This is a genomic window from Nocardioides sp. F233 (assembly GCF_057813895.1).
This window is the reverse complement of the sequence record NZ_JBVASH010000004.1, coordinates 215,752-228,322: the sequence shown is the minus strand read 5'-3', so window position 1 is coordinate 228,322 and position 12,571 is coordinate 215,752. Positions and strand designations below refer to the sequence as shown.

Below are 12,571 nucleotides of genomic sequence, written 5' to 3'. Positions count from 1 at the left end.
ACAGCATGTCGCTCACCGGACCGATCTTCCTCGACGGGATCATCGCGCTGACCGTCGCCGCCTTCGTCGCGGTGGTCTGGCTGTGGCCGCGCCTCACCCGGGGTACGCCGTGGCACGTCGCCGGTCGTGCCGGCAGTCTCGCTGCGGTGAACCTTCTGGTGCTGCTGACCGCGGCCACCCAGCTGAACGCGACGTACCTCTTCTTCGCGGACTGGGCGGACCTGCGCGGCGCCCTGACCGGCACCCTCACCCAAACCTCGCAGCACCGCGGCGGGGCCGAGCAGGCGGCACCCGGCACCGCCGTGCGCGGACACGTCGAGCCGGTCGCGACCGATCCGGTCGCGCTGCCTGCGGACCCGTCCGGCCTGACCGAGTACGTCGTCCACGGCGCCACGAGCGGGCTCACCGGGAAGGTCCTGGTCCAGCTGCCGGCGGACTACGCATCGACACCGCCGTCGACCCGCTACCCCGTGCTGGAGGCCTTCCACGGCTACCCGAGCGACCCGCCGAGCTGGGTGAGCGTCTTCCACCTGCCCCAGCTGGTCGACCAGGCGGTCGCCGCGCACCGGCTGCGGGCTGCGCTGGTGGTGATGCCGCAGATCGAGTTCCCGCGCGGGGTGGACACCGAGGGCGTCGACGGCCCGGCAGGCCTGCCGCAGGTCGAGACCTGGCTGACCCGCGACGTACCCGCCTGGCTGGGCCAGCACTTCCGGGTGGTCGCGAACCGCGATGCGTGGGCGACGGTCGGCTACTCCGCCGGCGGCTTCGACGCGGCCATGGCGACGGTCCTGCACCCGGCGCAGTACGGCGCGGGGATCCTGCTGGGCGGCTACTTCCACCCCGAGTTCGGTCCCTTCTACGAACCCTTCGGGCCGACCAGTGCCTCCGCCCGGCACTACGACCTGGTCCGTGCGGTCGCCGACCGGCACCCGCCAGTGTCGCTGTGGCTGGAGACCTCCCACGCCGACCCGGTCAGCTACCAGTCCAGCGCGCAGTTCCTGCGGGCGACCGCAGCACCCACGGCCGTGCGGGCCGTGATCCTGCAGAACGCCGGCCACCGCGACTCGGTGTGGATCAGCCTGCTGCCCCAGTCCCTGCGCTGGTTGGGGCAGAACGTGGCGGGGTTCCGTCCGTGACCGTCCCGGCCGCGAGCAGGGCCCGCGCGATCAGCTCGTGGCCGGCTGCATCGGGATGGTCACCGTCGTCGGCGAGCAGCGCGGTCGGGTCGGGGCCGGCGCCGCTGAAGGCCGCGGCCAGGTCGACGTAGCGCGCCCCGGTCGCGTCCGACACCGTCCGGATGACCGTGTTGGCGCGCACGGTCAGCTCGCGGGCGGCGGCGAGGCCGGCCGGGCCGTAGTCGTCACGCGCGACGTCGCCGTCCTCGAAGACGTTCCAGTAGCCGGTCACCAGCACCGTCGTGGGCTGGTCTCCCCGCAGCATCCGGATGATCCGCAGCACCGAGGTGAGGCGGTCGTCGAGTGCGATGAGCTCGTCGCCGACGCAGTCGGGGTCGTCGGGTGAGCAGCTACCGCTGACGATGTCGTCGTGCTGGTCGCCGAAGTCGTTGGCACCGATGGTGACCAGCACGATGTCGGCACGCCGGACGGCCGACCGCAGGTCCGCGCTGTGCAACGCGCCGAGCAGGTCCGCGGTGTCGCTGCCGCCGACGGCGCGGTTGTCGACGGTGACCCGGGTGTGCGTTGTGGCGCCGAGCAGGTCGCCGTACCGCACCGGGAAGGGTTCGCAGTCGCAGGCACTGCCTGCCGGGACCGAGTCACCGAGCGCCAGGACGTACGCGCCCCGTCGCGCCGACGGGCCGGTGGCTCCGACCTGCACCGGCCCCGGGTCTCGGGCGGCCACCATCAGCCCCCAGGCGACGAGCACGAGGGCCAGTGCGACCACGCACCGCCGGAGCACGGCCCGGGTCAGCCGCCCATCGAGTTCGGGTTGCGCCACTGCCGCTCGAAGGGCAGCCGCCAGGCGTACGGCGCCACGAGCTGGTGGATCTGGTTCGGTCCCCAGCTGCCCTGCCGGTACGGCCGGACGACCGGCGGGTTCTCGAGCAGCGGCTCGGAGACCTCCCACAGCCGCTCGATGCCCTCGGCGGAGGTGAACAGTGTCTGGTCGCCGCGCGCGGCGTCGTAGATCAACCGCTCGTAGGCCTCGAGCACCGAGCCGGCCCAGGTGGTGTCGCCCATCGCGAACTGCATCGAGAGCTTGTCGAGCTTCATGCCCGGTCCCGGGCGCTTGCCGTAGAACGACAGCGACATCTTGGCCTTGTCGGCGAGATCGAAGGTCAGGTGGTCGGGGCCGTGGTCGCCGACGCCCGAGTTCTTCGGGAACATCGAGCGAGGCGGCTCCTTGAACGCGATCGAGATGATCCGCGCGCCCTCGGCCATCCGCTTGCCGGTGCGCAGGTAGAACGGCACGCCGGCCCAGCGCCAGTTGTCGATGAAGCACTTGAGCGCGATGAAGGTCTCGGTCTCCGACTCGGCGGCGACGCCCTCGATGTCGCGGTAGCCCTGGTACTGACCGCGTACGACGTTCGCCGGGTCGATCGGCATCATCGAGCGGAAGACCTTGTTCTTCTCCTCGTTGATGGCGTCGGGGTGCAGCGAGGTCGGCGGCTCCATCGCGGTGAACGCGAGGACCTGGAACAGGTGGGTGACCACCATGTCCTTGTAGGCGCCGGTGGACTCGTAGAAGTTGGCGCGCTGCTCGAGCCCGAGCTCCTCGGGTACGTCGATCTGCACGTGGTCGATGTTGTTGCGGTGCCAGATCGGCTCGAAGAGGCCGTTGGCGAAGCGGAACGCGAGGATGTTCTGCGCGGCCTCCTTCCCGAGGAAGTGGTCGATCCGGTAGATCTGCGACTCGTCGAAGGTCTTGTGCAGCTCGGCGTTGAGCGCCTTCGCCGAGGCGAGGTCGACGCCGAACGGCTTCTCCATGATGATCCGGCTGCCCTCGGCCAGGCCGGCGTCGTCGAGGGTCTTCACCACCGACAGGGCGGCCTTCGGCGGGACGCTCAGGTAGTGCAGCCGCACCCGGTCGCCCGACCACTCCGACTCGGCCTTCTCGACCGCGGCCCTCAGCCCCGCCGGGCCCTCGCTGCCCGGCGCCCAGTGCAGCAGCTTGGCGAACTCCGGCCAGGCCGCCATGTCGCCGTCGTCCCCGGAGAACTCCTGGACGGCCTCGTGCACGAACTGCACGAAGGAGTCGGTGTCGTGCTCGTCGAGCGAGGTGCCGATGATCTGGAGCTGGGGCAGCAACCCGGTCTCGAACAGGTGCAGCATCCCCGGCAGCAGCTTGCGTCGGGCGAGGTCTCCCGTCGCTCCGAAGAGCACGACCGTCACGGGCTTCTGGGTCTTCGGTGCCATGTCGTCCACTCTGCCTCCTCGTGTGCTCCCCGTGGTTACGGCAACGATAACGAGCGACGTACGCCGACAGCCCGGCAAGGACTCGCGGTCACCGGGAACCTGCCGGGGCTCTCAGACCTCGCTGAGTCATGAACCGAACCACCCTTCTCTCGACGGCGGCCGCCCTCGCAGCAGTGAGCGCGCTCGCCACCGCCTGCTCGGATGACGACGCCGACGCGACCGACGCCGCCGACGCGCCATCCACGGAACCGCTCCCCGCCGGGGTGATCACCTTGCCCGCGAACGACGCAGGAGCCGACTTCGCCACCCTGACGGCCGGGCGCTACCGGATCCCGCTCGGCGGCACGCTGGCCTTCGACGTGACCGTCCCCGGCGAGAGCTTCGCCCACGACCGCGGCCTCTTCGTCGCCACCGGACCGGTCGTGCTCAAGACCGAGCTCGCCGGCGACGACTTCGGCGTCGCGGCCGACGCCTGCACCGACCACGGGATCGTCCCCGCGGGCCCGGGTGTCGACGACCTCGTCGAAGCGCTCCGCGACCTTTCGCCCTTCCACGTCAGCAAGCCGCGGACCGTCACCCTCGGCGGCGCCCAGGGCACCTATCTCGAGGCCACGCTGCCCCCATCGGTCGACCTCACGCAGTGCACGGACGGGAAGGTGCGGCTGCCCGGCACCGCAGAGACCGCGGTCGACAGCCCGGCGAGGTACGTCGGACGCTGGTGGGTCCTCGAGGTCGACGGACAGCGCGTCGTGGTCCAACACGCCTGCTGGGAGTGCACGGCCACCGACGTCGACACCGTCGCATCGATCCCCGAGAGCATCGCCTTCACACCGGCGAGCTGATGCGGGACGGTTGACGAGGATGACGGGGGTACTCATGGCCGACACGGGCGAGGTCCACGACCTCGACGCCCTCTACGCCGCGTCGTACCGTCGGCTCGTCGTTCAGATGTACGCGATCTGCGGGGACCGCGCCGATGCCGAGGACGCGGTCCAGGAGGCCTTCATCACGGCGTTGCGCAAGCGCCGGACCCTCCGGTCGGTGCAGAACCCGGAGGCGTGGATCCGCACGGTCGCCCTGCACCGGCTGCACCGCGGCTGGCGGCACCGTGCGGTCGTACGCCGCCACCAGGCAGCGATCTCCCCCGACACCGGTACCGGCTCGGGCGAGGTCGGTCCGGACCACGTCGCCCTGGTCGCCGCACTGGCCCTGCTCGACCGCGGGCAGCGTGAGGTGGTGGTGCTGCACCACCTGGCCGACCTGTCGGTGGCCGAGATCGCCGAGCAGCTGGAGATCCCGGTCGGAACCGTGAAGTCACGACTGGGCAGAGGACGGCAGCGGCTTGGGGAGCTGCTGGCCGAGAGGGAGGAGCCGAGCCATGGCTGACTGGGACAGGCTGCAGGAGATGGGCCACGACATCGTGCCGCCGGACTTCGGGACGCTGACGCGCACGGCCCGGCGCCGGGCGCGGCGGGCTCGTGCCGCTGTCGGGGTGCTGACCGGGATCGTGCTGGCCGGCGGTGGCGTGGCCGCGCTGGACCGTGGCCGCGACGACGCCGGCCTGCCCGCCAAGGATCCGACCCAGCACGTCACCGACCTGCCGGATGCCGCCCGCGAGCTCCCCCGCAACGATGCCGGGGAACAGTTCGCGACCCTCGCGGCCGCGCGCTACCGGATCCCGCTCGGCGCCACGTTGGCCTTCGACGTGACCGTCCCCGAGGACACCTACGCCCACGACCGTGGCGTGTTCGTGGCCAGCGGGCCGGTCGTCCTCAAGACCGAGCTCGCCGGTGCCGACTACGGCGTGCCGGCCGATGCCTGCACCCACCACCGCATCGTCCCCGTCGGCCCGAGCGTCGACGACCTCGTCCAGGCGCTCCGGAACCTCGCCCCCTACGAGGTCAGCGAGCCGCGTCCCGTCACCCTCGGCGGCGCCCGGGGCACCTACCTCGAGGCCACCCTGCCCGCGTCGTACGACGTGAGCCGGTGCATGGAGGGGAAGGTGCGACTGCCCGGCACGGCGACGAGCGCCGTCGACAGCCCGGCGCCGTACGTCGGCCACTGGTGGGTCCTGGACGTCGACGGGCAGCGCGTCGTGATCCAGCAGGCCTGCTGGGAGTGCACGGCCGCCGAGGTGGACGCCGTCGCCTGGATCGCCGACAGCATCACCTTCAGCGAAGGCGAGTAGCGCTCAACCGACCCGTACCCGCAGCCCGTCGAGCAGCAGGCCGAGGCCTAGGGCGAAGTCGGCGTCGTCGGCGTCCTCGTGGGAGAGCACGTAACGCAGCAGCGTGCGGGCACCCACCCCGGCGAGGTCGGCCTCGGCGCCGGCGCGCCCCAGGGCCTCACGCAACGGGCGCTCGAGGGCCTCGGCGTCGGCGCGGTTGACCTGGGCGATGAGGACGGCGCCGTCGCGGTGGCGGCGCATCGCGTCGCGCAGTCCGAGGCAGAGCAGCTGCACCTCGGCGTCCCAGGCCATGATCTCGGCGGGGCGCCGGCCGCGGCGCAGGATCTCGTCGGCGATCGCCGCGAGCAGCGCGTCCTTGTTGGTGAAGTGGTGGTAGAGCGCGCCGGGCTGGACGCCGAGGTCGCCGGCCAGGCGACGCATGGACAGCGCGTCGAGACCGTGCGCGTCGAGCACCTCGATCGCCCGCGCGACCACGTCGTCCCTCCGGTACCGCACCCTGCTGCTCCTCGTCCCAGCCCGGGGCCGCGTTGACCCCGGTGCGACGCCCAGCCTAACCTGAACACCGTTCAACTGCGCGCCACCGCGCTCCCCCGGAACCGAGAGTGACCCCCGATGACCCGCCGTACCCCCACCACCGACGTCGCCCTGATCGCTGGCTTCGCCGCGCTCATCGCGGTGTGCGCCATCCTGCCGGACATCAAGACCGGCATCGGCGTCCCGTACTCGCTGCAGACCTTCGGCGTTCTGCTCGCGGGCGCCGTGCTCGGCCCGGTGCGCGGGTTCCTGTGCGTGGTGCTCTACCTGGTCGCCGGCCTGGTGCTGCCGATCTACTCCGGCGGCGCGTCCGGCATCTCGCACTACAGCGGCGTCACCGCCGGCTACCTCGTCGCGTTCCCGATCGCGGCCGCACTGTGCGGCTTCCTCGTCTACCGCAACCGGCGGAACGCCACGCAGTTCGCGTTCGTCTTCACCTGCGGCCTGCTCAGCAGCTTCCTCGTCGTGCACACCCTCGGGCCGCTCAACCTCGCCTGGCGCGCGGACCTGAGCCTCAAGGAGGCGTTCAGCTTCGACGCCGCCTACTTCCCCGGCGACATCGCCAAGAACGTCGTGATGGCGCTCGTCGCGACCGCCGTGCACCGCGCGTTCCCCGACCTCGCCGCCCGCAAGCGCCCTGCCGAGGTCGTGGAGACCTCCGCGGCGTGAGCCGGATCGAGCTCGACCGGGTCGTCGTCCGGGCCGCGACGCCCGGCGGCCCGGTCCCCGAGGTCACCGTCCTGCGGGAGACCACGCTCGACCTCACCGAGCAGCGGATCGCGCTGATCGGCCCCAACGGCTCGGGCAAGTCGACCCTCGCCCGCCTGGTCAACGGACTCGTCGAGCCGACGTCCGGCCGGGTCGGCGTCGACGGGCTGGACGTGGCGAAGAAGGGCCGGGAGGTACGACGCCGCGTCGGCTTCGTCTTCACCGACCCGAGCGCCCAGCTGGTCATGCCGACCGTCGTCGAGGACGTCGCACTGTCGCTGCGCCACCAGGTGCGCAGGCGCGAGGAGCGGGCAACCGCCGCACGCGAGGTGCTGGCGTCGTACGGACTCGACGAGCTGGCCGATCGCAGCGTGCACACCCTCTCCGGCGGCCAGCGCCAGCTGCTCGCCCTGGCCGGAGTGCTCGCCACCGACCCGGCGATCCTGGTCGCCGACGAGCCGACCACCCTGCTCGACCTCCGCAACGCCCGGATGATCGGCGACCTGCTGCTCGGCCTCCCCCAGCAGCTGGTGCTCGCCACCCACGACCTCGACCTGGCGCTGCGTTGCGACCGGGTGTTGCTCGTCGAGGACGGGGCCGTCGTCGCGGACGGAGCACCCGGCGAGGTGGTCGACCACTACCGCGCGAGCGCGGGTTGAGCGCCAGCCCGCTCGGCGACTACCAGCCGGGCACCTCCGTCTTCCACCGGCTGCCGGTCGGCGCGAAGCTGCTCGGCCTACTGGTGCTCAGCATCGTCGCGGTGACCTTCCGGGGCGCCTGGACGACCGGCGGGCTCCTGGCGCTCGCCGCCCTGTGCTGCGTGGTCGCCGGGGTCCGCCTGGGCCGGGCGGTCCGCGCTCTGCGCGGGGTCGTGGTCGCGATGACCCTGCTGGCGGCGTACCAGACCTGGCAGCGGGGCGCCGAGCACGCCTTCGTCGTCGTCGGTGCCCTCATCGCGCTCCTGCTGCTCGCCACCGTCTTCACCACGACCACCTCCGTCGAGCGGATGGTCGACGCGATCACCCGCTGGCTCGGGCCGTTCCGCCGCTTCGGCGTCAACCCGGAGCTGGTCGCCCTCGCCTTCTCGCTGATGATCCGCGGCATCCCGCTCACGCTCGCCATCGCCGGCGAGACCCGCGACGCCGCGCGGGCGCGGGGGCTCGAGCGCAACCCGCGGGCCTACCTCACGCCGCTCGTCATCCGGGTCGTCGCGCACGCCCGGGCCACCGGGGACGCGCTGCACGCGCGCGGCCTCGGCGACGACTGAACCTCGACGTCCGTACGGATCCCGGCTATCCTGAGCGACCTGAACACTGTTCAGTTCGGATCCAGGACCCGCACGAGGAGCACCATGACCACCACGAAGACCGCCCCGAACTTCGACGAGCTGGCCACCCGCATCCTCGGCGGAGGCGCGGCCACCGAGGCGGACGCGCTCGCCGTGCTCCAGGCGCCTGACGGCGACCTGATGTCGATCGTCGCCGCCGGCGGCCGGCTGCGGCGCGAGCACTTCGGCAACACGGTGAAGGTCAACTACCTGGTCAACCTCAAGTCCGGCCTGTGCCCCGAGAACTGCAACTACTGCTCACAGGCGATGGGCTCGGAGGCGCCGATCCTCAAGTACTCCTGGCTCTCCAAGGAGGAGACCCTCAAGCAGGCCGGCGCCGGCCTCCGCGGCGGCGCGACCCGCGTCTGCATGGTGTCCTCGGGCCGCGGTCCCTCGGAGCGCGACATCGACAAGGTCGTCGAGATGACCGAGGCCCTCAAGGACGAGTACGACGGCGTCGAGGTCTGTGCCTGTCTCGGCCTCCTCAAGGACGGGCAGGCCGCGCGGCTCAAGGCGGCCGGCGTCGACGCCTACAACCACAACATCAACACCGCCGAGTCGCACCACGACAACATCGTCCAGACCCACACGTACGACGACCGCGTGGACACGATCGGCAAGGCCAAGGACGCCGGTCTGTCGCCGTGCTCCGGCCTGATCGCGGGTCTCGGCGAGACCGACGAGCAGCTGGTCGAGGCACTGTTCGCGCTCAAGGCGCTGGACACCGACTCGATCCCGGTCAACTTCCTGATGCCGTTCGACGGGACGCCGTACCAGAACACCTGGGAGCTCTCCCCCATCCGCTGCGTGAAGATCCTGACCATGGCGCGCTTCGTGTGCCCCGACAAGGAGATCCGGATCGCCGGCGGCCGCGAGATGCACCTGCGCACGCTGCAGGCCACCGCCCTGCAGGTCGCGAACTCGATCTTCCTCGGCGACTACCTCACCTCCGAGGGTCAGGACGCGCTGACCGACCTGCACATGCTGCGCGACAACGGCTTCTCGATCCTCGGCATGGACCAGGGCGCGTTCGACGAGCTGATCGCCTCGCACGAGGCCGGGGTGACCCACCGCGCCCACGCGACCACCCCGTGCGGTTCCTCGGCCGGCACCGGCTGCGGCGACGGCTGCGGCGGCTGCTCGGTCGCCACCGACAAGGCCGACGCCAAGCCCGTCATCCGCGCGCGGGGCGCGGGGACCGAAGTCGCCGCCAACGCCTGAGGTTCCCTGATGGCTGAGGTCCCCCCGTTGGTTGAGCCTGTCGAAACCCTCGCGTTCGACCGCGAGCACCTCTGGCACCCGTACACGTCGATGACCGAGCCGACCCCGGTCCGGCTGGTCACCGCCGCCCGCGGCTGTGAGCTGGAGGTCGACGGCCGGTGGGTCGTCGACGGGATGTCGTCGTGGTGGTCGGCGATCCACGGCTACCGGCACCCGGCGCTGGACGCCGCGGTCGCCGAGCAGGCCGGCCGGTTCAGCCACGTCATGTTCGGCGGCCTCACCCACGAGCCCGCAGTGGCGCTCGGCCGACGCCTCGTCGAGATCACCCCGGAGCCGCTGGAGCGGGTCTTCCTCGCCGACTCGGGCTCGGTGAGCGTCGAGGTCGCGATGAAGATGGTGCTGCAGTACCAGCGCGGCGTCGGCCGGCCCGAGCGCACCCGCATGCTCACCGTCCTCGGCGGCTACCACGGCGACACCTTCGACTGCATGAGCGTCACCGACCCGGTCGGCGGGATGCACTCGTTGTGGGCAGGGCTCCTGCCCGAGCAGGTGTTCGCGCCCCAGCCGCCGTCGTACGACGCCGACGCGGCCACCGTCGCCGAGTGGGCCGACGCCGTGCGCACCCTCGCAGAGCGCCACGCCCACGAGCTCGCCGGCATCATCGTCGAGCCGCTGCTGCAGGGTGCCGGCGGCATGTGGCCCTACCCCGTCGCGTGCCTCGAGGTGCTGCGGGAGGTCGCCGACGAGCACGGCCTGCTGCTGGTGTTCGACGAGATCGCGACCGGCTTCGGCCGCACCGGCCACCTGTTCGTCAGCGAGCTCGTCACGCCCGACGTCCTGTGCCTGGGCAAGGCGCTGACCGGCGGCTACCTCACCCTCGCGGCCGTGCTCACGACCGACCCCGTCGCGCGCGGGATCTCCGGCAGCGAGGCGGGCGTCGTCATGCACGGCCCGACGTTCATGGGCAACCCGCTGGCCTGCGCGGTCGCGAGCGCGTCGATCGACGTCCTGCTCGCGTCCGACTGGAAGGCGACGGTCGCCGCGATCGGCGACCGGCTCGCCTCCGGCCTCACTCCCCTGCGCGACCTGCCCGGCGTCGCGGACGTCCGCACCATCGGCGCGGTCGGCATCGTGCAGCTCGACCACGCCGTCGACGTCGTCGCCGCGACCGACGCCGCGCTCGCCGCGGGCGTGTGGCTGCGGCCCTTCCGCGACCTGGTGTACGCGATGCCGCCGTACGTCGCCGGGCCGGACGCGATCGACCAGCTCATCGGCGGCATCACGGAGGCGGTGAAGGCAGGATGACCACCTGGGAGAACTGGCTCGAGGCCGAGGCCGAGAAGCGGGAGGCCGCGGGACTCACCCGCCGGCTGCGCGCACGAGCGGCCGACGACGCGACGATCGACCTCGCCGGCAACGACTACCTCGGCCTCGCGCGCGACCCCGGCGTCCGGCAAGCGGCCGCGGATGCCGCGCTGGAGTGGGGATCCAGCGCCAGCGCCTCGCGCCTGGTCACCGGTACCTTCGCGCTGCACGAGGAGCTCGAGCGCGAGCTCGCCGTCTACCTCGAGCAGCCGGCCGCGCTGGTCTTCTCGACCGGCTACCACGCCAACCTGGCGATCGTGACCGCACTCGCGGACCGCACCACCCGGGTCCTCTCGGACGCCCACATCCACGCGTCGCTGGTCGACGCGGTCCGGCTGTCGCGGGCCCAGCTGAGCGTCGTACCGCACAGCGACGTCGACGCCGTCCACACCGGCCTGGCCGCCGCCGCGGAAGCCGGCGAGCGGGCGATGGTGCTCGTCGAGTCGGTCTACTCCGTCCTCGGCGACGCCGCGCCGCTGGTCGAGCTGGCCGCCCTGTGCGAGGAGTACGACGCCCTCTTGGTCGTCGACGAGGCGCACGGTGTCGGCGTGCACGGTCCCGGGCTCGTCACCACGCTGGGGGTCGCCGGGCTCCCCCACGTGGTCGTGACCGCGACCCTCTCGAAGTCGCTCGGCGCCCAGGGCGGCGCCGTGCTCGGCTCGCCCGCGCTGCGCGAGCACCTCGTCAACCGGGCCCGTCCCTTCATCTTCGACACCGGCCTCGCGCCGGCCCCCACCGCCGGCGCACTGGCCGCACTGCGGGCGATCCGCGAGCGGCCCGAGCTGGGCGCGACCGTACGCACCCGGGTCGCCGCGCTCGCCGACACCCTCGGCGTCGTGGCACCCGCCGGCGCCGTGCTCTCGGTGCCGATGTCCTCGCCGCAGGCCGCCGTCGCCGCGCAGGCCGCCGCGCTGGAGGCCGGGTTGCGGGTCGGCTGCTTCCGCCCGCCGTCGGTGCCCGACGGCATCTCGCGGCTGCGGATCACCGTCACCGCGGGGGTTTCCGAGGACGATTGGGCGCGTGCGGTCGCGGTGCTCGTGGACCTCGTGAAGGAGCACCAGTGACCCGAGTGGTCGTGGTGACCGGCACCGACACCGGGGTCGGCAAGACCGTCGCCACCGCGGCGATCACCGCGCGCGCCTTTGCCGAGGGTGACCGGGTGCTCGTCGTGAAGCCGGTGCAGACCGGCATCGGCGGGGCCGAGCCGGACGTGCCCGACGTCGACACCGTCCGGGACCTCACCGGAGCCGACACCGTGCAATTCGTCGCGCTCGACGAGCCGCTCGCTCCCGACACCGCCGCGCGGCGGCAGGGCGTGGCCATCCCGACCGTGCGGGAGCACGTCGCGCGGATCCGGGAGCTGCTGACCACCGAACCGGCGTACGACCTCGTGGTGGTGGAGGGGGCCGGCGGCCTGCTCGTCCGTCTCGACACCGAGGGCGGCACGCTGCTCGACCTCGCCCGCGACCTGACCTTCGCCCTGCGGCGGCGCACGGGCAACGTCGTCTCCTCCCCCGTCGAGGTCGTCGTCGTGTGCCGCGCCGGCCTCGGCACCCTCAACCACACCGAGCTGACCACCACCGCTCTGCGGGCGGTCCAGGTCGAGCCCGCCGGACTGATCATCGGCGCCTGGCCGGCCGAGCCCGGCGTCGCCGAGACCTGCAACCGCACCGACCTCACCCGGCTCACCGGCGTCCCGGTGCTGGCGGTCCTACCGGCGGGGGCCGGGGCCTTGCATCCCGATGCGTTCGCGGAGGCCGCGCCCGACTGGTTCGCCCCCACTTCCTGACGGAAACTGGCGCTTCCTGCCCGTTGCAACCGTCAGGAAGCGCAGGGATACCCGCTGAAGCGGGG

Annotated in this window: 14 protein-coding genes; 11 read left to right on the top strand and 3 right to left on the bottom strand. The window is 72.4% G+C overall.

Translation table 11 applies throughout. The annotated features are described in order from the left end of the window. The first annotated feature begins 5 nt into the window (after nt 1-5). The gene (locus tag ACZYRU_RS17055) at nt 6-1,136 is read left to right on the top strand and encodes an alpha/beta hydrolase (protein ID WP_488958291.1); all 1,131 of its coding nucleotides are present in this window, start codon (nt 6-8) and stop codon (nt 1,134-1,136) included. Here ACZYRU_RS17055 and ACZYRU_RS17050 read toward each other — a convergent pair. Together ACZYRU_RS17050 and zwf are read right to left on the bottom strand one after the other, a co-directional pair. Continuing rightward, nucleotides 1,075-1,956, bottom strand: coding sequence for an SGNH/GDSL hydrolase family protein (locus ACZYRU_RS17050; RefSeq protein ID WP_488958290.1), 882 nt, complete (start codon nt 1,954-1,956; stop codon nt 1,075-1,077). The two genes, ACZYRU_RS17055 and ACZYRU_RS17050, sit on opposite strands and share 62 nt — an antisense overlap. Next, the gene (gene zwf, locus ACZYRU_RS17045) at nt 1,926-3,374 is read right to left on the bottom strand and encodes a glucose-6-phosphate dehydrogenase (RefSeq protein ID WP_488958289.1); all 1,449 of its coding nucleotides are present in this window, start codon (nt 3,372-3,374) and stop codon (nt 1,926-1,928) included. Before zwf ends, ACZYRU_RS17050 begins: the two co-directional genes overlap by 31 nt. 128 nt (nt 3,375-3,502) lie before the next feature. On the opposite strand from zwf, the gene ACZYRU_RS17040 reads away from it, so the two are divergent. From ACZYRU_RS17040 to ACZYRU_RS17030, 3 genes are read left to right on the top strand one after another with little or no spacing between them, the layout of a single operon-like run. Beyond that, nucleotides 3,503-4,216 (top strand): hypothetical protein, encoded by a 714-nt coding sequence (locus ACZYRU_RS17040; RefSeq protein ID WP_488958288.1) that lies wholly within the window; start codon nt 3,503-3,505, stop codon nt 4,214-4,216. 19 nt (nt 4,217-4,235) lie between these two features. Next, a complete protein-coding gene (locus ACZYRU_RS17035) occupies nt 4,236-4,760 on the top strand; it encodes an RNA polymerase sigma factor (RefSeq protein ID WP_488958287.1) in 525 nt (174 codons plus the stop codon). Further along, nucleotides 4,753-5,562: a hypothetical protein gene (locus ACZYRU_RS17030; protein ID WP_488958286.1), complete on the top strand. Its 810-nt coding sequence runs from the start codon at nt 4,753-4,755 to the stop codon at nt 5,560-5,562. The genes ACZYRU_RS17035 and ACZYRU_RS17030 overlap by 8 nt, the downstream gene beginning before the upstream one ends. Nucleotides 5,563-5,565: 3 nt before the next feature. Here the strand turns inward: ACZYRU_RS17030 and ACZYRU_RS17025 are convergent, their stop codons facing one another. Further along, complete coding sequence (locus ACZYRU_RS17025; RefSeq protein WP_488958285.1) at nt 5,566-6,057, bottom strand: TetR family transcriptional regulator; 492 nt, start codon at nt 6,055-6,057, stop codon at nt 5,566-5,568. 117 nt (nt 6,058-6,174) lie between these two features. On the opposite strand from ACZYRU_RS17025, the gene ACZYRU_RS17020 reads away from it, so the two are divergent. The 7 genes from ACZYRU_RS17020 (at nt 6,175) to bioD (ending at nt 12,506) form a co-directional block, all read left to right on the top strand. Further along, nucleotides 6,175-6,765 carry a biotin transporter BioY gene (locus ACZYRU_RS17020; RefSeq protein ID WP_488958284.1) on the top strand — a complete coding sequence of 197 codons (591 nt, stop codon included), beginning with the start codon at nt 6,175-6,177 and terminating at the stop codon, nt 6,763-6,765. Continuing rightward, entirely contained in the window at nt 6,762-7,463 is a 702-nt protein-coding gene (locus ACZYRU_RS17015) for an energy-coupling factor ABC transporter ATP-binding protein (RefSeq protein ID WP_488958283.1), read from the top strand. Before ACZYRU_RS17020 ends, ACZYRU_RS17015 begins: the two co-directional genes overlap by 4 nt. Beyond that, nucleotides 7,460-8,071 (top strand): energy-coupling factor transporter transmembrane component T family protein, encoded by a 612-nt coding sequence (locus ACZYRU_RS17010; protein ID WP_488958282.1) that lies wholly within the window; start codon nt 7,460-7,462, stop codon nt 8,069-8,071. Before ACZYRU_RS17015 ends, ACZYRU_RS17010 begins: the two co-directional genes overlap by 4 nt. Nucleotides 8,072-8,155: 84 nt before the next feature. Then, nucleotides 8,156-9,352, top strand: a complete 1,197-nt coding sequence (gene bioB / locus ACZYRU_RS17005; RefSeq protein WP_488958281.1) for a biotin synthase BioB — start codon at nt 8,156-8,158, stop codon at nt 9,350-9,352. A 9-nt stretch (nt 9,353-9,361) separates the two neighbouring features. Next, complete coding sequence (locus ACZYRU_RS17000) at nt 9,362-10,657, top strand: adenosylmethionine--8-amino-7-oxononanoate transaminase (RefSeq protein ID WP_488958280.1); 1,296 nt, start codon at nt 9,362-9,364, stop codon at nt 10,655-10,657. Continuing rightward, on the top strand, nt 10,654-11,781 hold the full coding sequence (locus ACZYRU_RS16995) for an 8-amino-7-oxononanoate synthase (RefSeq protein WP_488958279.1): 1,128 nt from the start codon (nt 10,654-10,656) through the stop codon (nt 11,779-11,781). Before ACZYRU_RS17000 ends, ACZYRU_RS16995 begins: the two co-directional genes overlap by 4 nt. After that, nucleotides 11,778-12,506 carry a dethiobiotin synthase gene (gene bioD, locus ACZYRU_RS16990; RefSeq protein ID WP_488958278.1) on the top strand — a complete coding sequence of 243 codons (729 nt, stop codon included), beginning with the start codon at nt 11,778-11,780 and terminating at the stop codon, nt 12,504-12,506. The genes ACZYRU_RS16995 and bioD overlap by 4 nt, the downstream gene beginning before the upstream one ends. Nucleotides 12,507-12,571 lie beyond the last annotated feature (65 nt).

What these genes read in the sequence shown, in the direction of transcription:
- ACZYRU_RS17055 (WP_488958291.1), top strand. Translation starts at nt 6, where the DNA reads ATGTCGCTCACCGGACCGATCTTCCTCGACGGGATCATCGCGCTGACC.
- zwf (WP_488958289.1), bottom strand. Translation starts at nt 3,374, where the DNA reads ATGGCACCGAAGACCCAGAAGCCCGTGACGGTCGTGCTCTTCGGAGCG.
- ACZYRU_RS17040 (WP_488958288.1), top strand. Translation starts at nt 3,503, where the DNA reads ATGAACCGAACCACCCTTCTCTCGACGGCGGCCGCCCTCGCAGCAGTG.
- ACZYRU_RS17035 (WP_488958287.1), top strand. Translation starts at nt 4,236, where the DNA reads ATGACGGGGGTACTCATGGCCGACACGGGCGAGGTCCACGACCTCGAC.
- ACZYRU_RS17030 (WP_488958286.1), top strand. Translation starts at nt 4,753, where the DNA reads ATGGCTGACTGGGACAGGCTGCAGGAGATGGGCCACGACATCGTGCCG.
- ACZYRU_RS17020 (WP_488958284.1), top strand. Translation starts at nt 6,175, where the DNA reads ATGACCCGCCGTACCCCCACCACCGACGTCGCCCTGATCGCTGGCTTC.
- bioB (WP_488958281.1), top strand. Translation starts at nt 8,156, where the DNA reads ATGACCACCACGAAGACCGCCCCGAACTTCGACGAGCTGGCCACCCGC.
- ACZYRU_RS17000 (WP_488958280.1), top strand. Translation starts at nt 9,362, where the DNA reads ATGGCTGAGGTCCCCCCGTTGGTTGAGCCTGTCGAAACCCTCGCGTTC.
- ACZYRU_RS16995 (WP_488958279.1), top strand. Translation starts at nt 10,654, where the DNA reads ATGACCACCTGGGAGAACTGGCTCGAGGCCGAGGCCGAGAAGCGGGAG.